Here is a 22,566-nt window from a genome sequence, read left to right as displayed (position 1 = left end):
AAAAGCCGCCAACTTTCGTTGGCGGCTTTTTTATTACCTTAATATCTAGATTGACAGATTAAATCAGTTCACTGCCATTCTTTAATTGATGCATATGTTTTAGTGTTGCAGCTGAGAGCATGATTACCGCCCTTACTGTCATTTGATCGGTAGATAAACTATCATCTTGTAACTCGGTATTTAAATCATCAATATAAGGAAAAGTAGTGTCCGTACCATCCCGTAGTTGTATCACCAAAGCTTGAATTCCAGCTTCAATAGGCGCTTGATAATCAACAATAGCAGGCAATACAACCCCCTTGCGTAGCATAGAAACCAAAATGCAAAGATAATGTACTAACTGGTGATATTGTTCTAATAATTGCTGCTGATAATCACTATCTTGATGAGTCCGTTTAGGCTCTTGCTGCATTTCATTAAAGACTAACTCCCAATCATGCTCTGCCATCAATACATTTTTACGATAACCCATCAATGTTTGTCGTGCTTGTTCATCAACAAAAAAGTCGGCTTTATTGTCCCCTTTTAGCTGAGAGAAAGCGTAACTGAGTAACACTCCGGCATTGATTATTCCCTGAGTTGCTTTGTTATTGATATCATGACTGCGCCATTGCGGCCACAGAAATGTCATCCCTAACAACACCACTATCGCCCCCACAAAACAATCAATTAATCGCGGCAAAATCAAGGCTAACCCTTGATGAGAAAGTAACTCTAACGCCAATATCAATACTGCACAAAAACCACCAACAGCCACCACGTAATAACGTAAAATAAGCGTTAATGATATCGGAATTAACATCAACGTAATCAGCTGCATTGCGCCAACGGGTAACCCTGATTTAATCACAATAACAGCAAAAACTAATCCACCGATAGTACCAATACAACGCTGCCAAACACGGCTTTTAGTTGCAACAAATCCAGGCTGTAATACCAACACCATTGTGAGTACCACCCACTCAGGTCGCAACAATTGGAAATATTGTGCAATCCCAGACCCGACAGCAAAAATTATTCCCATTCGTGCGACATAACGCCAAATAGGGTGCCCAAATGACGGCCACCGCCAAGTTAATTCAAATGGCTGAACTTGAAACTCTCGTTGATATAATGGTTTATTATTTTCAATCACTTGAGAGATACGAATAATTGCTCGCCCCCAAAGTCGTAATTGGGGATGAGCATCATCAGCGGTATTCGCCACTAAAGGTTGGGCTAATGCAGAAAGTTGATGCTTACAATGGTAACTACCACCACTTTGAATGGCTTTGGCTTGACGACGTAATATCTGTTGCGCATGTTGGCTCCATAAAATCAATTGCTGTCGACGAATAGGATCATCAAATCGAGCCAGAAGTGACTGATTAGTTGAATGACCAATAATAGCAAGTTCAAAAATATCACTCGCCACTTGTAAACTCGCTAGCAGTGATTGTCGCTTTGGCGTCGCAGCATCGTTCGAGATACTCGATTGAATAGTTTGACTAAATAAGTCAACTAAGTGGTGTTTTTGATTTGATAATATCGACAGTAGATCGGCTTCTCCCAACACAATCCGTTGCCTCAGTGCAATATAGTGGGCTAACGCATTGTAAATAGCGGCTAAACTCGATCGTAACGCTAAATTTTGCCATACCACAAACCACAACCAACTAAACAGCGCAAAAATAGCCGGACCAACTAATAAAACGGGGAAATTCTGGAGTGGCGTTTGTTGATTAAATAAAGAAAAACAAACAGCGGCCAAATATAGTGAAGAAATACCTAATCGAGTCCAGAATGGACCATTGACAGCAGGAGAGGCAAGCAACATCGCGATGATAGCAAAGCTTAACCATAGGGGTAATGGGCTGTAAAAAAGCCCCAATGAAACCGTGACAGCGAGTCCCCACATGGCGAGTGAGATTCCGAGCCGTTGCCATCGTTTAGGCCCGGGTTGATCTAAACCACTCAGTAATGCCGCAGGCATTGCGACTATGGCATAAGAGGCTAAATCTAATCGATGTCCAATCATGCCGAGAGCAAAGATCAGAATAATTCCTGCCGAGCCTCTTAAGCCCATATTTAATGAGGGGTAATACCAAAGTCGCGTTAAAAACTGACTAATTTTAGTGATATACAATGCTTCCTCCTGTAAGTCCATCCCAGTACAATAAAGATGTCACAAACAGCAAGCACTATCCAATAAACTTCTACGCAAGCAAAGAAAGAAACTCTTTCCTTAAATACCCATTGCGTATTTGAGTACTTGTTTTTTTATACCACCAGTGTGATCTGCAACTCGTAAACCAACATTACGCAGTAACTTTAATGGCCCAATATTATTACTGAAAGTACTGTAGAAAAAATCCATTCCCGTTTGCATAATCAAATTATCAGGACGACGACAACGTTCATAATTAGCAAGAACTTGCGGCCGTTGCCAATCATTACCGGCCTGACTGATTTTTTCTAATAAGCAACCAACGTCTTTAAAGCCTAAATTGACCCCTTGGCCAGCTAATGGATTAATGGTATGGGCAGCATCGCCTAACAGCACCACATTCGGCTTATAATACGTTTGTGCATGGCGGCGCGTTAACGGAAAACTGCCATGGTTAAGTACCTTAAACTCACCTAACTCAGCAGGGAAAGCTGCCGTTATCTCAGCCTGTAATTGCATTGCAGGCATTGCTGATAATTGTCGAATCCGTGCAGGAGTGTCATACCAAACTAGCGATCCTTGATGACCGGGCAAGGGTAAAAATGAGCGTGGACCTACAGGTGTAAACTGCTGCCAAGTAATATCTTGTTGTGGTAACACTGTCGCAATATTAATCAGCATACAATGTTGGCGATAATCCCATGCTGTAATACCTATATTGACTTGGTGGCGTACTTGAGAGTTTGCGCCATCAGCACCAACCAATAAGCCACAATTAATCAATGAACCATCATTCAATTCAACTTGATAACCCTCATCAATTGCTGTCGCTGCTACCATCGTTGCGGGACACAATAAGGTAATATTGTCGTATTGTTCAAATTGCTGCCATAGCGCTAATTGGATCACGCGATTTTCAACGATATAACCTAATTGTTGCAGCTGCATCTCATCAGCACTGAATCGAGTTCTGCATTCTGGGTGCTCCCAGGTTTCAAGACGTTTAAAAGGACAGAGGCGCATAGCCATCACTGCTTGCCATGCACCGAGTTGTTCTAATAACGCCACTGAATGTGGTGAAATAGCTGACACGCGTAAATCCATCGCCTGCTCAGTAACAAAAGGGGACGGTGCATAACCTTCAATCACTGCGACATCAAGCCCTTGCTGAGCTAACCCAATCGCAGCAGCCGCACCAACCATACCGCCACCAGCAACAATGACATCATATTGTTCCATATCTTCACCTACCTATTATGTCCTGGCTTGTTATTTGGTTATAATCTTTCAAACCATCGTGTTAGATGATTGTATAAGAAAACACGCTTAACGGGGTACTACGATAACGTATTCGCCGCTAATCACCCATTAGCCACTGTCTCTCACCGCTGAAAGGAATCAAATCACTATGCTGGCAGGCTTTAGACGTTTTATTGTTAAATTTATTTTATGTGCGCTTATTGCTCCTATCGTTTTAGTCGTTATTTTCAAATTCATTAATCCTCCATTTTGGGGATGGGAAATTAGTCGTGCGATATTCCCCCCTAAAGATTACCCCGAGCAAACACATCACCAATGGGTTAATTTGGATAAAATTTCAAAAAATATGCAATTAGCAGTTATTGCCTCTGAAGATCAAACCTTTCCTGAACATCATGGCATCGATCTCAGCGCGACCCTATCAGTGCTTCAACACAGTGGTAAAAATGGCCCTGATCGTGGCGCGAGTACTATCACTCAACAAACAGCCAAGAATGTATTTTTGTTTCCTAGCCACTCTTTCATTCGTAAAGGCATAGAATTATATTTCGCATTGTGGATGGAGATCATTTGGGGCAAGGATCGTATTTTAGAAACCTATTTAAACGTGATTGAATTTGGCCCCGGGATCTATGGTGTCCAAGCTGCTAGTGAGCACTTTTTCCATATTCCAGCGAGTAGACTCAGTGCTCAACAAGCGGCACAGCTGGCCGCAGTATTACCTAACCCTTATAAAATAAAAGCCAGTCCAATGAGCAATTATGTTTATCAGCGCACATTATGGATTCGCAAACAAATGCGCCAACTAGGAATGGTAACGCTTGATAAAGTCTATGATGAACAATCACTTTTTAAATCGTTTCATCTCTATCGTTAGTTGTGTTCAAAAGACCACAATTTTTTCGGGGTGGTGATGATCTAGTCAGACCGAGTTTAAAGCAGTACAATACGCGGCTTGCTACAGGGCATTACTCTAAACTGAAGTAATACAACCTGTCAGCCCGTAATCTGAATGTAATGAATCAACACTACGAGCGAAGAGAGATGGCGAAGAAACTGCTGATTAAAACCTGGGGCTGCCAGATGAACGAATACGATTCATCAAAAATGGCCGATCTTCTTAATGCTGCTAATGGCTTCGAGTTAACAGAAATCCCAGAAGAAGCAGATGTTCTGCTACTTAACACCTGTTCGATCCGTGAAAAAGCACAAGAAAAAGTTTTCCATCAGCTAGGCCGCTGGAAAAAACTAAAAGATAAAAAGCCAGATCTAGTGATCGGCGTTGGTGGCTGTGTAGCGACTCAAGAAGGTGATTCGATTCGTAAGCGCGCACCTTACGTTGACGTTATCTTTGGCCCACAAACCCTACACCGTTTGCCAGAAATGATTAAACGTTCTCAAGCAAATGAAAAAACCGTTATGGATATTTCATTCCCAGAGATTGAGAAGTTCGATAGCTTACCAGAGCCACGTGCTGATGGTGCAACGGCATTTGTTTCTATCATGGAAGGCTGTTCTAAGTACTGTACTTACTGTGTGGTGCCCTACACCCGTGGTGAAGAAGTTAGCCGCCCGATTGATGATGTTTTATTTGAGATCGCGCAACTGGCTGATCAAGGCGTACGTGAAGTTAATCTTCTTGGCCAAAATGTTAACGCATTCCGTGGTCCAACGTATGATGGTGAGTTAGCAAGCTTTGCTGAATTGCTACGTTTAGTCGCTGCTATCGATGGTATTGACCGTGTACGTTACACAACCAGTCATCCGATTGAATTTACTGATGACATTATTGACGTTTACAAAGATACCCCTGAACTGGTTAACTACTTACACCTACCAGTACAAAGTGGCTCAGATCGCATTCTGACGATGATGAAGCGTCCTCACACTGTGCTTGAATATAAGTCAAAAATCCGTAAATTACGTAAAGTACGTCCAGATATCACCATGAGTTCAGACTTTATTGTCGCGTTCCCTGGCGAGTCAGATCAAGATTTCGAAGATACCATGAAACTGATTCGTGATATCGATTTTGATATTAGTTACAGCTTTATCTTCTCACCACGTCCAGGTACGCCTGCCGCTGATTACCCTTGTGATCTGACAGAAGAAGTGAAGAAAGAGCGTCTGTACGCCCTACAACAGCAACTTAATAGCCAAGCAATGCGCCACGCACGTCAAATGCTAGGCACTGAGCAGCGTATTTTAGTTGAAGGCCCATCGCGTAAGAATGTAATGGAACTGCGTGGTCGTACTGAAAACAACCGTATTGTAAACTTTGAAGGTTCTGCTGAACTGATTGGTCAATTTGTTGATGTGAAAATCGTCGACGTATTTACTAACTCATTGCGTGGCGAGCTTGTTCGCACTGAAGCAGAGATGGATCTTCGCGTTGCAATGTCACCGGCAGCTATGATGGCAAAAACGCGTCGTGAAGATGATTTAGGTGTAGGCGTATATACTCCAGAATAACGCGAAATTATTACAGGCTAACCACGTACTGTTATACGCATTATTTAAAGTAACTCGCATGCCCTGAAAACATGGTCGCCTACTAATAGGCGACCTCAATGAGAGGCAAACCTTGAGCAAAATAATTACTGTAGAATTTGATCTAGAGCCCGCTAATAATCAGCGACTTTCCAGCCTTTGTGGTCCTTTCGACGACAACATCAAACAGCTAGAACGTCGTCTAGGTGTTGAAATCAATCATCGCAGCAACCATTTTAGCGTTGTTGGTCAACCACACACCGCTGAAACTGCCACCAATATCATAAAAGATTTATACGTTGATACGGCTCCCGTACATAACAATATTCCTGATATTGAACCTGACCATATTCATCTAGCGATTAAAGCATCCGGCGTATTAGAGCAAACCGTAGAAACCACCATCCCTTTTGGTAAAGAAGTTCATATTAAAACCAAAAAAGGGATCATTAAACCGCGCACACCTAACCAATCCCAATACATCGCCAATATTGTGACTCATGATATTACCTTTGGTGTCGGTCCTGCAGGTACGGGTAAAACTTACCTTGCTGTTGCGGCAGCGGTTGATGCCCTTGAGCGTCAAGAAGTTCGTCGTATTCTACTAACGCGTCCAGCGGTTGAAGCGGGTGAAAAATTAGGTTTCTTACCCGGTGATTTAAGCCAGAAAGTCGATCCATATTTACGTCCACTTTATGATGCTTTATTTGAAATGCTCGGTTTTGAACGCGTAGAAAAGCTCATTGAGCGCAATGTGATTGAAGTTGCACCACTGGCTTATATGCGTGGCCGTACCCTTAATGATGCCTTTATCATTTTGGATGAAAGCCAAAATACCACTGTTGAACAGATGAAAATGTTCTTAACTCGAATTGGCTTTAATTCTCGAGCAGTAATCACTGGTGACGTAACTCAGATAGATTTACCGCGTGGTGCTCGTTCAGGCTTACGTCATGCAATTGAAGTATTATCAAACGTTGATGATATTAGCTTTAACTTCTTCCTAGCCAACGATGTTGTACGCCACCCTGTGGTTGCTCGTATCGTTCAAGCTTATGAAGTGTGGGAAAGTGAAGACCAAAAACAACGTAAACAAGCAGAACAACGCCGTCGCACCGAACAAGAAGCTAAAGAAGCTGTCTTATTCGCAGCGGCAACTGCTGCTAAAATCGAATCACAAAAGAGTAACTAATGGCGATTTATCTTGATCTACAGCTTGCAACAGCAGACGAAGCTGGATTACCGACTGAAGCTGAATTCCAACAATGGTTAGATGCAGCGGTCACACCGTTTCAAGCCGATGCTGAAGTCACTATTCGATTAGTTGACGAGCAAGAAAGCCACGCCCTTAACCTTGAGTACCGTGGTAAAGATCGACCAACAAATGTCCTATCTTTTCCGTTTGAAGCACCACCAGGAATCGAAATCGATTTACTGGGTGATTTAATTATTTGTCGCCAGGTTGTCGAAGCAGAAGCACTTGAGCAACAAAAGCCGCTTAATGCGCATTGGGCACATATGGTTGTACACGGTAGCCTGCATCTGCTAGGTTATGATCATATCGAAGACGATGAAGCTGAAGAAATGGAAACATTAGAGACTGAAATAATGCAAAACATGGGCTTTGTCGACCCTTACATTTCTGAAAAGTAGTAACATATTAATAAATATTCCGCGGCTTAATAAACCAAGCCGCATTTCCGTGGCAATATCCACTTAGTTGATAAAAGTAAATAATGAACGAAGATAACTCTCCAACAACTGAAGGTCCGAGTAGAAAGTCCTTCTTTGAACGTATTGGCCAACTTTTCCAAGGCGACCCACAAAACCGCGAGGAATTAGTTGAAGTATTCCGTGATTCGGAAGAAAACGATTTGATAGATCATGACACTCGCGACATGCTCGAAGGTGTAATGGAAATAGCCGAAATGCGAGTGCGAGACATTATGATCCCACGCTCACAAATGACTACTGTCGAGCGTTCTCAGAAGCTAGAAGATCTGATTGATTTAATTGTTGAAGCCCAACACTCTCGCTACCCTGTTATTAGTGATGATAAAGACCATGTCGAAGGTATTTTATTAGCCAAAGACTTACTGCGTTATTTATTACCTGATAGCGAGCCTTTTGATATCGATAAAGTATTACGTCCAGCGGTTGTAGTACCGGAAAGTAAGCGCGTAGATCGACTATTAAAAGAATTCCGCGAAGAACGCTACCACATGGCAATTGTGGTTGATGAGTTTGGTGGTGTATCTGGTGTTATTACTATTGAAGATATTCTTGAACAAATCGTTGGTGAAATCGAAGATGAATTCGACGACGAAGAAGAGCAAGAAGTTCGTCAATTAAGTAAGCATACTTACGCAGTAAAAGCGCTAACAACCATTGAAGATTTCAATGAACTATTCCAGACGTCATTCTGTGATGAGGAAGTCGATACTGTCGGCGGCCTTGTAATGATGAATTTTGGTCACCTGCCATCGCGCGGTGAAGTTGTTGAAGTTAATGGTTATTCATTTAAAGTGACATCATCTGATAACCGCCGCGTTATCCAGTTACAAGTAACTGTTCCAGATGAAGCATTTCAACCGACCATTACTCCGTAAATGATGACAAAAAAAACATTAACCTTGTTGGGACAGCTGCTTGCAGCTGTCCCTGCAGGTGCAATTGCGACTCTATCTTTTGCACCTTATAACTACGCATTTATTGCCCCATTAACACTAATTCTGTTTTTCTTTTTACTACAGAAACAATCACCTAAACGTTCTGCACTGATTGGCTTTTTTTATGGTCTAGGCATGTTTGGTACAGGCATCAGCTGGGTACATGTCAGCATTGATACCTTTGGTGGTATGCCTAAAATCGCCAGTATGTTCTTAATGTGCTTACTAATTAGTTATTTAGCGCTTTATCCTGCGTTATTTGGCTACTTATTTAATCGCTTTAACCGTCAGCGCCCTTTCCATCAATTATTGCTTTCAGGGCCTGTTATTTGGCTGGTGCTTGATTGGATCCGTGGTTGGCTATTTACTGGTTTCCCTTGGTTATGGATGGGCTACAGTCAGCTCAATACACCATTGGCACACTTTGCACCGATCTTTGGTGTCGAAGGTATAACCCTTGCTCTCGTACTGATCTCTGGATCAATTGTCGCAACCCTTTATTACCGTAACTGGCGCCCATTACTGGTGGCGATTTTGGTGGCGATATTAGCCGTATTAGCCGGTATTCCGCAGTGGGTAAAACCCGATCCTAAACACAGTGTGACTGTTGCTCTTATTCAAGGCAATATTTCTCAAGAAGAGAAATGGCTACCAAGTCATCGTTGGCCAACCTTGATGAAATACATGGATCTTACCCGTGATAATTGGGGTGCAGATCTCATCATTTGGCCAGAAGCGGCCATCCCTGCACTTGAAGAAGAAATTCCAACCTTCTTACAAAATCTTGATGCCGCCGCACGTGCCAATAACAGCACTGTGATCACTGGCATTTTAGATCAAAAAGCAGACGGTGAGTTTTTCAATAATATTTTGACACTGGGTGTCGATGCCGATGGTCCGTATAACTACAACACCGCGACTCGCTACACTAAACACCATCTATTACCTTTTGGTGAATTTGTACCGTTTGCGAGTATTTTACGCCCATTAGCGCCATTCTTTAATCTACCGATGTCATCGTTTAGCCGTGGCGCCTATATTCAACCGAATATTCAAGCTCATGGTTATTCAATTGCACCCGCACTGTGTTATGAGATTGCATTTGGTGAACAAATTCGTGAAAACGTCACTAAAAAAACTGAGTTACTACTCACGCTTTCTAATGATGCATGGTTTGGTCACTCTATTGGACCGTTCCAACACATGCAAATTGCCCAAATGCGAGCGCTAGAACTTGGCAAGCCGCTATTACGTGGAACAAATACCGGTATTACAGCAGTTGTTGACCATAATGGTCATATCACTAAAGAATTACCGCAATTTGTCACTGGCGTATTAAAAGATAAAGTTATTCCAACCATTGGAATGACACCCTATACCACATTAGGCAGTTGGCCATTATACGGCTACTGTTTATGGGCATTAGCACTATCTTGGATCCTTATTCGACGTAAACGCGGACATTTTCGTGACTTACGCTCAGCGGAAAAAGCATAAACTCTAAGGTGAAGCTAATAACTTCACCTTTTTTTACGGTTAGTTTATTGTAGTTTCATTGTCCAATAACAACAGCCATCCCGCAGGCTTCAATTGCCAACGGCGAGATAAGGAACAACAGATGAAAACAACGACTAAAATTTTTACCACTTTGTGTTCATTATTAATGCTGATGCTATCAACACAGGTACTTGCTCAAGAGCAACAAAATGACACCAAAGATGCATTAGCACATTTTTACAAATCCCCACAAACACAACCTTTTTTCCATTCGGCTTATGGATATGCTGTTTTTCCATCTGTGGGTAAAGGTGGCTTCTGGGTTGGTGGCGCTTACGGCTCTGGCGTGGTATTTAAAGCAAATAAAGCGATGGGGTTTGCTAAGTTATACCAACTATCGATTGGATTACAATTTGGTGGTCAAGCCTTTAGCGAAATATTGTTCTTCCAAGATAAGCGTGCTTACGATCGCTTTATTGATGGTGGCTTAGAATTAGATGCCCAAGCATCAGCTGTAGCCTTAAATGAAGGCGCATCGGCTAAAGTCGGTACCGCAGGCGCTGGTATGAATGCTGGCAGTGACTACATGACTAAAAGCTATATCAATGGTGTTGCTATCTTTACCCGCACTAAAGGTGGCGCAATGATTGAAGCGTCATTAGCTGGTCAAAAATTCACTTATGAACCAATGACAGCAGCTACGCGTGAAATCAAAGGCTATGATCAGGTACTACCTGAATTTAATCATGATAACCAGCCCACTCAAACAGCTCCTCAGCAGCAACAACTGCAAAAGCCGGCCAATACCATTAAAGCCGCAGATTCAGCAGTGGTGGTTGATACGATTGAACAACCTGACTATTAATCGTTTACTTTTAGAAAATATAAATAAAAACGCAGCGTTTATAGCGCTGCGTTTTTTTATTGATATAAGTAACGCACAAACCATTATGGGTTTAATGGCAAACGTGAAAAGTGCTTACAGCCACATTTTACACACGGCTCAATACGCGTAACATGAGTGATCATTTCAGAATGACCACATTGCTCACACACAAGATTACCTAATCCAACCAGTTCACCGGCTTGGTAAACACCTTTATGTTGAATATCTTCCATTACTTCAATCCACTCTAATTGAGTCTTATCGGTAATTTCGGCTAAATTCTTCCAAATACTTTCACTAACTAATTTGTAAAATGGACTTTCACTGAATGGTTCGGAGCTACTTTTTACTTCTTCAGTAAAAGTTTTTAAATCACTTTTGACATAAGCTTCAATTAATGACAACTCATCTTTCGTCATATCACTAGCAGCTTTGCCGTAAAGCTCAGTCGTTTTAAGATCACTTTTGATATATGCTTCAATCAATGCCAGCTCATCTTTCGTCATATCGCTGGCCGCTTTACCATAAAGCTCAGTCATCTTAAAAAACTTCTTTAGCTCTTCTGGACTATGCTTAAGCGCTTCAGTTACTTTTTCTAATACTGCTTCATACTGCTTTTGTTGCTTAGTCATGGGATTAATCCTCCGCCAATGTGCGAAATAATTACGTAATTACGTCCAAATACAAGATTAAGGTCGCCGAATCGCTATCAGCTATTGTTGACACCTTTACCTTTGGTTATCCTATGTCGATTACAATGAATGTGTTTGTATTAAACTCACAAAATTCTGGATGTCATCGATGCAAGAACAATATCGTCCACAGGACATTGAACAAAAAGTTCAAGAACATTGGGATAACAATAAGACCTTTGTTGTTAGTGAAGACCCTAATAAAGAAAAATTCTACTGTCTCTCCATGTTCCCGTACCCAAGTGGTCGCTTGCACATGGGTCACGTGCGTAACTACACTATCGGTGATGTTATCTCTCGCTACCAACGCTTACAAGGCAAAAATGTCATGCAGCCAATTGGTTGGGATGCATTTGGTCTACCAGCAGAGAATGCAGCGGTTAAAAATAACACTGCACCAGCGCCTTGGACTTACGAAAACATCGAATACATGAAGAACCAACTTAAGCTATTAGGCTTTGGTTACGATTGGAGCCGTGAATTCGCAACGTGTACTCCAGAGTACTACCGTTGGGAACAAGAGTTCTTCACTAAACTGTACAACAAAGGCCTGGTTTACAAGAAGACATCTTCTGTAAACTGGTGTCCTAATGACCAAACTGTACTTGCAAATGAGCAAGTAGAAGATGGTTGTTGCTGGCGTTGTGATACCCCTGTTGAACAAAAAGAGATTCCACAGTGGTTCATTAAAATTACTGAGTACGCACAAGAGCTACTTGATGATCTTGATACCCTTGATGGCTGGCCTGAAATGGTTAAAACCATGCAACGTAACTGGATTGGTCGCTCTGAAGGTGTAGAGCTAACTTTTAAAGTTAAAGGTCAAGACGATCTCGAAGTTTACACAACTCGTCCTGATACCCTAATGGGTGTAACATTTGTTAGCATTGCAGCGGGTCATCCTCTAGCAGCAAAAGCAGCAGAAAATAACCCAGCATTAGCAACCTTTATCGATGAGTGCCGTAACACCAAAGTTGCAGAAGCTGAACTTGCAACGATGGAAAAGAAAGGCATGGATACAGGCTTAACCGCTATCCATCCACTGGATGGTCGTGAAGTACCAGTATACGTTGCTAACTTCGTATTAATGGATTACGGCACAGGTGCGGTAATGGCAGTTCCAGCTCACGATCAACGTGACTTTGAATTTGCAACTAAGTACAACATCGATATCATGGCGGTTATTAAGCCAGAAGATGGTAGCGAGTTTGATATTTCTGAAGCGGCATACACCGAAAAAGGTGTGCTATTCAATTCAGGTGAATTCGACGGTCTAAACTTCCAACAAGCTTTCGATGCGATTGCAGCGAAACTTGAAGCTGACGCTAAAGGCAAGAAAACCGTTAACTTCCGTCTACGTGACTGGGGTGTTTCTCGTCAACGTTACTGGGGTGCTCCAATTCCAATGGTAACGACTGAAGACGGTCAGGTTCACCCTGTAGCCGCTGACCAGTTACCTGTTCTACTACCAGAAGATGTAGTAATGGATGGTGTAACTAGCCCAATTAAAGCTGATAAAGAGTGGGCAAAAACCACCTTTAATGGCGAACCAGCATTACGTGAAACTGATACCTTTGACACATTTATGGAGTCATCTTGGTACTACGCACGTTACTGTTCACCACAAGCTGACGATATTCTTGATCCAGCAAAGGCGAACTACTGGCTACCCGTTGATCAATATGTTGGTGGTATTGAGCACGCTTGTATGCACCTATTATACTCACGTTTCTTCCACAAATTACTTCGTGATGCTGGTTACGTAACCTCTGATGAACCATTTAAGCAACTACTATGTCAAGGTATGGTATTGGCTGATGCGTTCTTCTACACTACCGAAAAAGGTGGTAAAGAGTGGGTTGCGCCAACAGATGTAACGGTTGAACGTGACGGTAAAGGTCGCATTACAACAGCCGTTGACTCTCAAGGTCACAATGTTGAACACTCAGGCATGATCAAAATGTCTAAGTCTAAGAACAACGGTATCGACCCACAAGAAATGGTAGACAAGTACGGTGCTGATACAGTACGTCTATTTATGATGTTTGCATCACCAGCCGATATGACCCTTGAATGGCAAGAGTCAGGTGTTGAAGGTGCTAACCGTTTCCTTAAGCGTGTTTGGAAATTAGTGCGTGAACATGCTGGCAAAGGTGTAGCAGAAGCGGTTGATACAGCAACACTAAACAGCGATCAAAAAGCACTTCGTCGTGATATCCATAAAACTATTGCTAAAGTAAGCGATGATATTGGTCGTCGTCAGACATTCAATACTGCTATTGCTGCAATTATGGAATTAATGAACAAGCTAGCTAAAGCACCACAAGAATCAGCACAAGATCGTGCTATTCTTGATGAAGCACTAAAAGCTATTGTTACTATGCTTTACCCAATGACACCACATATCTGTTTTGAAATGTGGCAAGCACTAGGTCAAACAGACATTGACCATGCAGTATGGCCACAAGCTGATGCAGCTGCATTAGTTGAAGATGAAAAACTGATCATTGTGCAGGTTAACGGTAAACTACGTGCTAAATTAACGGTAGCGGCAGACGCAACCAAAGAGCAAGTAGAAGCACTCGCTATGGCTGAAGAAGGCGTAACACGCTTTACTGATGGCAATACCGTACGTAAAGTTATTTATGTACCAGGTAAACTGCTGAACATCGTAGCAAACTAATCAAGGTTACTTTACTTTGTTAGCTAGTCTAACATTGACAATAACCTCAAGATCCCCGCTTTTGCGGGGATCTTTATAATTACGGTCATATTTAATTTTGCGCCCCGCGCACCTTCTTTTATTTCAAGGAGCTGACTTTCGTGAAAAGTTTTTTCTCGGCCAACAGCCTAACTCGACTACTTATCATCACTCTTCTCGCGCTTACAACAGCTTCTTGTAGCTTTCACCTTCGTGGTAACTACATGCTACCAGAAGGGATTGCTAAGCTATCGTTAACCAGTTTTGACCCCTACGGTAAATTAACCCGTATGGTAAAATACCAATTTAAACTGCATGGTATTGAAGAAGTAAAACCTGCAGCAACAGTACCAAATCTTAATATCACCAGTGAATCAACGGGCGACAGTACGTTATCTCTGTATCAAAATAATGGTAAAGCAGAATACGACTTAACCTTAACCGTAAACTACACCGTGACAATTCCGAATCAAGGTATTGAGCAGTTTAGTACTAAAGTAACTCGTACTTTCTTAGATAACCCACTTTCAGCATTAGCAAAATCAGTAGAACGTGATGAGTTAATTAATGTTATGCGTGAACAAGCAGCGCAACAAATCATGCGTAAACTTGCGCGTCTAACGACTGTCTTTAATAAGATGGAAGAAGATAAGTTAAACGCTGAATTAAACCAAATTTTGCATAACCAAAAAGTATCAATTAAAGATGGCAGTACTACTACCATCACTACCACTCCAGCGGTTATACATAAAAAACAAGATCACAGCGCGCAATGAGAGTCTACCCTGAACAACTGACGCAGCAACTAACAAAGGGCCTGCGTCAGGCTTATTTACTATTTGGTAATGAGCTATTATTAAAACAAGAAGCGGGCGATAGCATCAAGCACATCGCCCAGCAACAAGGCTTTCTAGAACGCCATGCCTTCACTATCGATAATAGTATTGATTGGAATGCAGTTTTAGATTGCTGCCATGCAATGAGCTTATTTTCAGCCCAACAAATTATCGAGCTTGAAATTGCAGAAACAGGCTTAAATGCCAATCAAGCCAAAGCATTACTTGAAGTAATTGGCGCACTTAATCCTGATATTTTATTAATTATTACCGGGCCAAGAATTAATAAAAAGCAAGAAAGTACCAAGTGGTTTAAAGCCCTCGATATCATTGGGCTATATGTACCTTGTAATACCCCTGATCCGCGCCAAATGCCACGCTTTATTCAAAGCCGTTGTCAGCTATTAGGCTTAAAACCAGATCATGAGTCGGTACAAATGTTAGCGCAATGGCACGAAGGTAATTTACTGGCGCTATCTCAAAGCTTACATAAATTAGTGCTACTTTATCCTGATGGTATTTTAACTATCGTACGGTTACAAGAAGCATTAAGTCGTCATAATCACTACACCCCCTTTCAATTAATTGACGCGCTATTAGCCGGGCAAGCTAAACGTAGCCAACGAATATTGCGTCAATTACAAGCGGAAGGTGTTGAGGCAACGATTTTATTACGAACTTTACAACGTGAATTAACCCAACTGTATAAAATGCAAGAAATGGGAAAGAAAGGTACGCCTTTAAACCTCATTTTTGAACAATTTAGAATATGGCAAAACCGCCGTGAAATATATGTTGGAGCACTACATCGACTACCGCTCACAACCTTAGTCATGATTCTTCGACAACTGACATTATTAGAAATCCAAGTCAAAACGGACTATGACACTCAACCATGGCCAGCCTTAAGCTGCCTATGTGCTGAAATGTGTGGTATTCCAACCCATTTACAACCGTTGAATTAGTCTCAATACAGGTCAAAATCGCGACTTTTTGCCCATTTGAACTAAATCACCAAACAAACATGTGAAAAAATACCGTCTGAACCTTGTCCGCTTATCGCTGTCTGATAAGAGCATGGTATACTGCGGCACAATTCAAGGTCAGTATGTCTATTTGACATTACCGATGCTACTTATAGCGTCATTCGGCCAATACTATACTAACACTCAAGTGAGGGAATCCCTTTGCAGGTTCAAGAACTACACGATTTCATCGTTGATAAAATTGACGACATTAAAGCACAAGATATCGTAACTATTGATGTTCGCGGTAAATCAAGCATCACCGATTTTATGGTTATCTGTACTGGTACATCTAACCGTCACGTGGCATCTGTTGCAGATCACGTAAATAAAGAATCTAAATTAATTGATTTTCCTCCATTTGGCATCAGTGGCGAAAAAGAAGGTCAATGGGTTATCGTTGATATGGGCAATGTTATGCTACATATCATGCAAGAGGATGCACGTGAGCTATACCAACTGGAGAAGCTTTGGAGCTAATTGACCATGAAGCTTCAACTGATTGCTGTTGGTACTAAAATGCCAAAATGGGTTGAGGAGGGTTATAAAGAATATAGCCGCCGCTTCCCTAAAGATATGCCACTGGAATTAATTGAAATTTCAGCGGGAAAGCGTGGTAAAAATGCTGATATTGCTCGAATTCTACAAAAAGAAGGCGAAGCGATGTTAGCAGCGGTAGCTAAAGGTAACCGCATCGTCACGCTAGATATTCCAGGAAAACGCTGGGATACCGGAGAATTGGCACAACAATTGGATGCATGGAAGCTAGATGGACGTGATGTATCAATTTTGATCGGCGGACCAGAAGGACTTTCTCCTGCATGCAAGGCAGCGGCAGAACAAAGCTGGTCATTATCACCCTTGACTTTACCACACCCATTGGTGCGCGTGGTAATGGCAGAAAGCTTATACCGGGCATGGAGTGTCACGGCTAACCATCCGTACCACAGGGAATAATCATAAATGAGACAAAAGCGAACCCAGATCCGCGATCATCGCGCTGAGTCGGCACTTTTTTTTCGTCGAGCTCTTGTCTCATTTATTGGTATTGCAATACTTGTAGGCCTGCTGCTGTTTAATCTGTTTCACATTCAGGTTGAACAACATCAGGACTATCAAACCCGCTCTAATGATAATCGTATTAAAATCGTTCCTGTCTCTCCTAATCGCGGCTTAATTTACGACCGTAACGGGGTGATATTGGCTGAAAACAGGCCGATATATAGTCTTGAAATCACGCTAGAAAAAGTATCTGAACTCGATCAGACCTTTGCCGATCTTAAACAGATCATGGGCATCACTGATGAAGACATTGCTAATTTCCAAAAAGAGCGCCGTCGTACCCGTCGTTTTAAATCTGTGCCTATTCTTGATCACCTCAATGAAAAGCAGGTCGCATTATTTTCTGTCAATCAACATCGTCTTCCTGGCGTTGAAGTTAAAGCACATTTAAAACGTTACTATCCTTATGGCGATACGCTGACCCACGTTTTAGGTTATGTCGCTAAAATTAACGATCGCGACCTTAAAAAACTCGATAAAGCAGGAAAACTCAGTAATTATAAAGCGACTCGAGACATGGGAAAATTGGGTGTTGAACGTTATTACGAAGATCTGTTACACGGCACATCTGGCTATCAAGAAGTGGAAGTTAATAGTCGTGGGCGTGTCATTCGTACTCTAAAATATATTCCGCCAATTCCTGGCAAAGATATCAAAATTAATATTGATATTAAGTTACAGCAATATGTTCAAAATCTATTAACTGAGCGTAAAATCGATCCTAAAACAGGTAAAGAGATCATTAAACACAAACGTGGTTCGATCGTGGTGTTAGATCCTAAAGATGACGCTATTTTAGCGATGGTCTCAAGCCCAAGTTATGATCCAAATTTATTTGTGCGTGGTATATCAAGCAAAAAATACCGTGCATTATTGAATAACCCAGATCGGCCACTGGTGAATCGCGTTACGCTTGGCATTTACCCACCAGCATCGACCGTTAAGCCATTAATAGCAGTAGCAGCATTAACCGAAGGGGTTATTACACCTAATACCACCCGTAATGATCCCGGTTGGTGGCAAATACCTAATTCTACCAGTCGTAAATTCCGTGACTGGTTACGTTGGGGTCATGGCCGAGTCAATATTTATAAAGCAATTGAAGAATCAGTAGATACTTATTTCTATCAAGTAGCCTATGATCTCGGTATTGATCGTCTATCTACGTGGATGAACAAGTTTGGTTATGGCGAATACACTGGGATTGATATTCACGAAGAAAGCAGAGCTAATATGCCGACCCGTGAATGGAAACAAACTCGTCATAAGCGTCCTTGGTATCAAGGTGACACCATTCCTGTAGGCATTGGCCAAGGTTATTGGACTGCAACCCCATTACAGATAGCTAAAGCAACATCTGTATTAGTGAATAGTGGTGTTGTACATCGCCCGCACCTGCTTAAAAATATTATTGATGACAAAGTAGAAGTACCGGCAGAATTTGAAGATTTCCCACCTATTACTGGGGTTAGTCCTAAAACATGGGAAATTGCACGTGAAGGTATGCACCGCGTACTATATGGCAACCGTGGTACAGCGCGTAAAGCATTTTACGACACGCCTTATCAAGCCGGTGGCAAATCAGGTTCAGCTCAAGTTTTTGGTTTAGCTGAAAACCAAAAATATAATGCAGATGAATTAGAAGAACATTTACGTGACCATGCTTTATTTACCGCTTTTGCGCCATTTGAAAAACCACAAGTTGTAGTGGCAATGGTATTAGAAAATGCTGGCGGAGGTTCAAGTAATGGTGGACCGATTGCACGCAAGATATTCGATCATATGCTAATCGAATCTCCTGCTGACATATCGCCACCTTTGGTGACACCGATTAAAGCCACAGCAGAGGTACATTAATGAGCATCATGGCAACAACCGGCGAAAAACCTAGCATAAGTGATCGCTTACATATCGATATCCCATTGATACTGGGACTATTAGCGATTATGAGTTTTTCATTAGTAATCATGTACAGTGCCAGTGGCCAAAGTATACCTATGATGGAACGTCAAGCGATGCGAATGCTATTATCGCTGGGCGTGATGTTGCTATTAGCCCAAATTTCACCACGTCACTATGAAGCATGGGCGCCTTATTTATTTGGTATTGGCTTAGTCATGTTGATAAGCGTGCTCTCATTCGGCGAAGTATCTAAAGGGGCACAACGGTGGCTTAATTTAGGCTTTGTTCGTTTTCAACCCTCAGAGCTAATAAAACTAGCAGTGCCATTGATGGTGGCACGATTTATAGGTAACCGCCCACTACCACCAACATTTGCCAATATCTTTATCGCATTAGTGTTGATTTTTACTCCAACGATTTTAATTGCTAAGCAACCAGACCTTGGAACCTCCATTTTGATCGCCGCATCGGGGATATTTGTTCTGTTTCTGTCAGGAATTAGCTGGCGAGTGATAATTGGTGCATTGATATTACTCGGAGCCTTTATTCCTGTGTTATGGTTCTTCCTGATGCATGACTATCAACGCACTCGAGTAATGACCTTATTTAATCCTGAGTCTGACCCTTTAGGTGCGGGATACCATATCATCCAATCAAAGATAGCTATTGGTTCCGGAGGAATCACTGGTAAAGGCTGGCTCCATGGTACTCAATCACAATTAGAGTTTGTTCCTGAACGTAATACTGACTTCATTTTTTCGGTGATCGCCGAAGAATGGGGATTAGCTGGTGTTATTGGTTTATTAGCAATGTATCTATTTGTGCTTGGACGTGGATTACTACTTGCAAGTCGAGCTCAAACCGCATTTGGACGGATGATGGCGGGCAGTATTGTGCTGAGTTTCTTTGTTTATATTTTTGTTAATATCGGAATGGTGAGTGGACTATTACCTGTCGTGGGTGTACCGCTCCCCCTAGTCAGTTATGGTGGTACCTCGATGGTTACTCTTATGGCTGGTTTTGGTATTCTGATGTCTATCCATACTCATCGAAAAATGTTGTCTAAGGCGACCTAATAAATGCGTTCACTATTTGTAATTTTTTTCCTAATTCTTGCTGGGTGTAGTTCTTCGCCTGAACAAACCCAACAACCACAAACGAAGCCAGATACAACCACCAAAACCACTCAAGTAATTAAACCGAATACCGATGATCCCAATGCTGGACGGTATTCTCTTAAAGATGATCGTGCGCCTAAGGTTGTTCCTGATTTTTCAAAAGTAAAATTGATCACTCCCCACTACGAACCCTATAGCCGTGGCGGTAATAAAGACTACACATTACGTGGTAAACGCTATCATATTATAAAAAATCCTAAGGGTTATACCGAGACTGGGTTTGCTTCGTGGTACGGCGAAAAATTTCATGGTCATAAAACAGCTAACGGCGAAGTCTATAATATGTTCGCTATGACAGCGGCCCATAAAACCTTACCGTTACCGAGCTTTGTACGTGTAACTAATACTCTTAATCACAAATCAGTGATTGTCCGTGTTAACGATCGTGGTCCCTTCCATGATGGTCGTATTATTGATTTAAGCATGGCAGCAGCATCTAAATTAGGCGTGATCAGTTATGGCACCGCACCTGTAAAAATTGAAGTAATAACGGTACCTAAGCCGTCAACTAAAGCTGAGATAAAAAAAGCACCAATCCCAATCCAATATTTCATCCAATTAGCGGCGGTTAATAGCCAGCAAAAAGCGGATCAAATGCAACGAGAAGTAAAGAAACTTTATAGTACTAGCGTTGATATTGAAAAAATCACTGATCGCACTATTTTTCGAATTCGATTAGGACCTTTTTTAGACCATAAAGATGCTGAATTATTGCTCAACCGAGTGAAAAGTAAGCATTATCCACAAGCTTTTATGATCACTGAAAAACGATAATTGAACCTTATCGATATTTTTTAATCATACCCCGAGCCTATAGTTTGTTATTGAAATCATAAAACTATAGGCTTCTTATTGCTCTACTGAATAACAATATCATCACTGTGAATCTTAATTGCCTAATGTCAGAACTGTGGAAACTTCAGTTCGGGCACTGATTGCCAATGTGTTATCTGTTATAGTGAGCCCACTTTTTAGCCACAGATTAATTAAAGTTAGATATATCATGAAGAAAACAGCTGTGCTTTTCCGTTCTGTAGCCATCTCTGCCACTCTGCTGGCTTCAGCAACTGTTGCTGCATCACCAGCAGTAGTACCTGAAGCTCCACAAATTGCGGCTAAGGGTTATGTTCTTATTGACTACAACTCAGGCAAAATCATTGCTGGTCATAACCAAAATGAAAAATTAGCTCCTGCCAGCCTAACCAAAATGATGACCAGTTATGTAATTGGTCAAGAAATTAAAAATGGCAACATCTCTCCTGATGATAATGTCGTTATTAGTAAAAATGCTTGGGCTAAAAACTTCCCAGGATCATCAAAGATGTTCTTAGAAGTAGGTAAAACCGTTAAAGTCTCTGATCTTAACCGCGGTATTATTGTTGACTCAGGTAACGATGCTTGTGTGGCAATGGCTGAGCACGTTGCAGGTTCACAGAAAGCGTTTGTTGAGCTGATGAATGGCTGGGCAAAAAATCTGGGGATGAAATCAACTCACTTTACTAATGTCCATGGCTTAGATAACCCAGACCTATACACCACCCCAGTCGATCTTTCTATTCTTGCGCGCGCACTTATTCACGATCTTCCCAATGAATTTAAGATCTATGATGAAAAATCATTTACTTATAACGGCATTACCCAATATAACCGTAATGGTTTATTGTGGGATCAAAGCATGCATGTTGACGGCTTAAAAACCGGTCATACTGATAATGCGGGTTATAGCCTAGTCAGTACTGCGACTGAAGGCAACATGCGTCTTATTTCAGTCATTATGGGAACTGCAAGCAAACATGCGCGTCTTGCTGAAAGTAAAAAGCTATTAAATTATGGCTTCCGCTTCTTCACTACCCTGACACCATATAAAAAAGATCAAACATTTGTGACCGAAAAAGTATGGATGGGCAATACTGATAAAGTCAATCTTGGTGTTAATGAGAATACGTACGTTACGATCCCTCGTAGCCAAGCTAAAGATTTAAAAGCAAGCTTCGTGTTAACTAAAGAGCTTAAAGCACCGATTCAAAAAGGTGAGGTAATGGGTACGCTTTATTACCGTTTAGGTGATAACGATATTGCTCAATATCCTTTAGTTGCATTGACTGAAGTAAAGCAAGGTAGCTTCTTTAGCCGCTTGGTTGATTATGTAATGATGCTAGTACAGAGCTGGTTTTAATCGCTCGTTATAACATCAATCAAACCAAATAAAGAAGCTGCCATTT

General features: G+C 41.6%; 19 protein-coding genes. 16 read left to right on the top strand and 3 right to left on the bottom strand.

The genetic code is table 11. The annotated features are described in order from the left end of the window. Positions 1–58: 58 nt before the first annotated feature. Both PPBDW_RS03840 and PPBDW_RS03835 read right to left on the bottom strand, forming a co-directional pair. Positions 59–2,125, bottom strand: a complete 2,067-nt coding sequence (locus PPBDW_RS03840; protein ID WP_054261976.1) for an FUSC family protein — start codon at positions 2,123–2,125, stop codon at positions 59–61. 99 nt (positions 2,126–2,224) lie between these two features. Beyond that, on the bottom strand, positions 2,225–3,385 hold the full coding sequence (locus tag PPBDW_RS03835; protein ID WP_036793512.1) for a 2-octaprenyl-3-methyl-6-methoxy-1,4-benzoquinol hydroxylase: 1,161 nt from the start codon (positions 3,383–3,385) through the stop codon (positions 2,225–2,227). 169 nt (positions 3,386–3,554) lie between these two features. Here PPBDW_RS03835 and mtgA point away from each other — a divergent pair, with 169 nt between their 5' ends. From mtgA to PPBDW_RS03800, 7 genes are all read left to right on the top strand, one after another. Beyond that, on the top strand, positions 3,555–4,283 hold the full coding sequence (mtgA, locus tag PPBDW_RS03830; protein WP_036793511.1) for a monofunctional biosynthetic peptidoglycan transglycosylase: 729 nt from the start codon (positions 3,555–3,557) through the stop codon (positions 4,281–4,283). Positions 4,284–4,450: 167 nt separating this feature from the next. Continuing rightward, on the top strand, positions 4,451–5,878 hold the full coding sequence (gene miaB / locus PPBDW_RS03825) for a tRNA (N6-isopentenyl adenosine(37)-C2)-methylthiotransferase MiaB (RefSeq protein WP_036793510.1): 1,428 nt from the start codon (positions 4,451–4,453) through the stop codon (positions 5,876–5,878). Between the two features lie 112 nt (positions 5,879–5,990). Beyond that, positions 5,991–7,088, top strand: coding sequence for a PhoH family protein (locus PPBDW_RS03820; protein WP_036793509.1), 1,098 nt, complete (start codon positions 5,991–5,993; stop codon positions 7,086–7,088). Beyond that, positions 7,088–7,549: an rRNA maturation RNase YbeY gene (ybeY, locus tag PPBDW_RS03815; protein ID WP_036793508.1), complete on the top strand. Its 462-nt coding sequence runs from the start codon at positions 7,088–7,090 to the stop codon at positions 7,547–7,549. The genes PPBDW_RS03820 and ybeY overlap by 1 nt, the downstream gene beginning before the upstream one ends. A gap of 83 nt (positions 7,550–7,632) precedes the next feature. Beyond that, on the top strand, positions 7,633–8,505 hold the full coding sequence (gene corC, locus PPBDW_RS03810) for a CNNM family magnesium/cobalt transport protein CorC (RefSeq protein ID WP_036793506.1): 873 nt from the start codon (positions 7,633–7,635) through the stop codon (positions 8,503–8,505). Positions 8,506–8,508: 3 nt separating this feature from the next. Then, the gene (lnt, locus tag PPBDW_RS03805; RefSeq protein WP_036796250.1) at positions 8,509–10,062 is read left to right on the top strand and encodes an apolipoprotein N-acyltransferase; all 1,554 of its coding nucleotides are present in this window, start codon (positions 8,509–8,511) and stop codon (positions 10,060–10,062) included. A 121-nt stretch (positions 10,063–10,183) separates the two neighbouring features. Next, positions 10,184–10,927: a lipid-binding SYLF domain-containing protein gene (locus tag PPBDW_RS03800; protein WP_036793504.1), complete on the top strand. Its 744-nt coding sequence runs from the start codon at positions 10,184–10,186 to the stop codon at positions 10,925–10,927. Positions 10,928–11,010: 83 nt separating this feature from the next. On the opposite strand, the gene PPBDW_RS03795 is transcribed toward PPBDW_RS03800, so the two are convergent. After that, positions 11,011–11,580, bottom strand: coding sequence for a zinc ribbon-containing protein (locus PPBDW_RS03795; RefSeq protein WP_036793502.1), 570 nt, complete (start codon positions 11,578–11,580; stop codon positions 11,011–11,013). A 169-nt stretch (positions 11,581–11,749) separates the two neighbouring features. Between PPBDW_RS03795 and leuS the strand changes: the two genes are divergently transcribed. The 9 genes from leuS (at position 11,750) to PPBDW_RS03750 (ending at position 22,520) form a co-directional block, all read left to right on the top strand. Further along, complete coding sequence (gene leuS / locus PPBDW_RS03790) at positions 11,750–14,323, top strand: leucine--tRNA ligase (protein ID WP_036793500.1); 2,574 nt, start codon at positions 11,750–11,752, stop codon at positions 14,321–14,323. A 140-nt stretch (positions 14,324–14,463) separates the two neighbouring features. Beyond that, positions 14,464–15,117 (top strand): LPS-assembly lipoprotein LptE, encoded by a 654-nt coding sequence (locus PPBDW_RS03785; RefSeq protein ID WP_036793498.1) that lies wholly within the window; start codon positions 14,464–14,466, stop codon positions 15,115–15,117. After that, positions 15,114–16,142, top strand: coding sequence for a DNA polymerase III subunit delta (holA, locus tag PPBDW_RS03780; RefSeq protein ID WP_036793495.1), 1,029 nt, complete (start codon positions 15,114–15,116; stop codon positions 16,140–16,142). Before PPBDW_RS03785 ends, holA begins: the two co-directional genes overlap by 4 nt. A 222-nt stretch (positions 16,143–16,364) precedes the next feature. Continuing rightward, complete coding sequence (rsfS, locus tag PPBDW_RS03775; RefSeq protein WP_036793494.1) at positions 16,365–16,682, top strand: ribosome silencing factor; 318 nt, start codon at positions 16,365–16,367, stop codon at positions 16,680–16,682. A 6-nt stretch (positions 16,683–16,688) separates the two neighbouring features. Next, positions 16,689–17,159: a 23S rRNA (pseudouridine(1915)-N(3))-methyltransferase RlmH gene (gene rlmH, locus PPBDW_RS03770; protein ID WP_036793492.1), complete on the top strand. Its 471-nt coding sequence runs from the start codon at positions 16,689–16,691 to the stop codon at positions 17,157–17,159. A gap of 6 nt (positions 17,160–17,165) precedes the next feature. Next, positions 17,166–19,121, top strand: coding sequence for a penicillin-binding protein 2 (mrdA, locus tag PPBDW_RS03765; RefSeq protein WP_036793490.1), 1,956 nt, complete (start codon positions 17,166–17,168; stop codon positions 19,119–19,121). Continuing rightward, positions 19,121–20,242: a rod shape-determining protein RodA gene (gene rodA / locus PPBDW_RS03760; RefSeq protein WP_036793488.1), complete on the top strand. Its 1,122-nt coding sequence runs from the start codon at positions 19,121–19,123 to the stop codon at positions 20,240–20,242. Before mrdA ends, rodA begins: the two co-directional genes overlap by 1 nt. Positions 20,243–20,245: 3 nt before the next feature. Then, the gene (locus PPBDW_RS03755) at positions 20,246–21,118 is read left to right on the top strand and encodes a septal ring lytic transglycosylase RlpA family protein (protein ID WP_036793486.1); all 873 of its coding nucleotides are present in this window, start codon (positions 20,246–20,248) and stop codon (positions 21,116–21,118) included. A gap of 229 nt (positions 21,119–21,347) precedes the next feature. Then, entirely contained in the window at positions 21,348–22,520 is a 1,173-nt protein-coding gene (locus tag PPBDW_RS03750; RefSeq protein ID WP_036793485.1) for a serine hydrolase, read from the top strand. Positions 22,521–22,566: the final 46 nt, after the last annotated feature.

The sequence above is a fragment of the Photobacterium kishitanii genome, assembly GCF_000613045.3.
GTDB lineage: Bacteria > Pseudomonadota > Gammaproteobacteria > Enterobacterales > Vibrionaceae > Photobacterium > Photobacterium kishitanii.
This window is presented reverse-complemented; position numbering and strand designations above follow the sequence as displayed.

Bases quoted from the DNA above. Each gene is read 5' to 3' on its own strand.
- PPBDW_RS03795 (WP_036793502.1), bottom strand. From the start codon at position 11,580: ATGACTAAGCAACAAAAGCAGTATGAAGCAGTATTAGAAAAAGTAACT.
- lnt (WP_036796250.1), top strand. From the start codon at position 8,509: ATGACAAAAAAAACATTAACCTTGTTGGGACAGCTGCTTGCAGCTGTC.
- PPBDW_RS03755 (WP_036793486.1), top strand. From the start codon at position 20,246: ATGCGTTCACTATTTGTAATTTTTTTCCTAATTCTTGCTGGGTGTAGT.
- rodA (WP_036793488.1), top strand. From the start codon at position 19,121: ATGAGCATCATGGCAACAACCGGCGAAAAACCTAGCATAAGTGATCGC.
- PPBDW_RS03750 (WP_036793485.1), top strand. From the start codon at position 21,348: ATGAAGAAAACAGCTGTGCTTTTCCGTTCTGTAGCCATCTCTGCCACT.
- rlmH (WP_036793492.1), top strand. From the start codon at position 16,689: ATGAAGCTTCAACTGATTGCTGTTGGTACTAAAATGCCAAAATGGGTT.
- PPBDW_RS03835 (WP_036793512.1), bottom strand. From the start codon at position 3,385: ATGGAACAATATGATGTCATTGTTGCTGGTGGCGGTATGGTTGGTGCG.
- corC (WP_036793506.1), top strand. From the start codon at position 7,633: ATGAACGAAGATAACTCTCCAACAACTGAAGGTCCGAGTAGAAAGTCC.
- mtgA (WP_036793511.1), top strand. From the start codon at position 3,555: ATGCTGGCAGGCTTTAGACGTTTTATTGTTAAATTTATTTTATGTGCG.
- PPBDW_RS03800 (WP_036793504.1), top strand. From the start codon at position 10,184: ATGAAAACAACGACTAAAATTTTTACCACTTTGTGTTCATTATTAATG.
- leuS (WP_036793500.1), top strand. From the start codon at position 11,750: ATGCAAGAACAATATCGTCCACAGGACATTGAACAAAAAGTTCAAGAA.
- ybeY (WP_036793508.1), top strand. From the start codon at position 7,088: ATGGCGATTTATCTTGATCTACAGCTTGCAACAGCAGACGAAGCTGGA.
- holA (WP_036793495.1), top strand. From the start codon at position 15,114: ATGAGAGTCTACCCTGAACAACTGACGCAGCAACTAACAAAGGGCCTG.
- miaB (WP_036793510.1), top strand. From the start codon at position 4,451: ATGGCGAAGAAACTGCTGATTAAAACCTGGGGCTGCCAGATGAACGAA.
- mrdA (WP_036793490.1), top strand. From the start codon at position 17,166: ATGAGACAAAAGCGAACCCAGATCCGCGATCATCGCGCTGAGTCGGCA.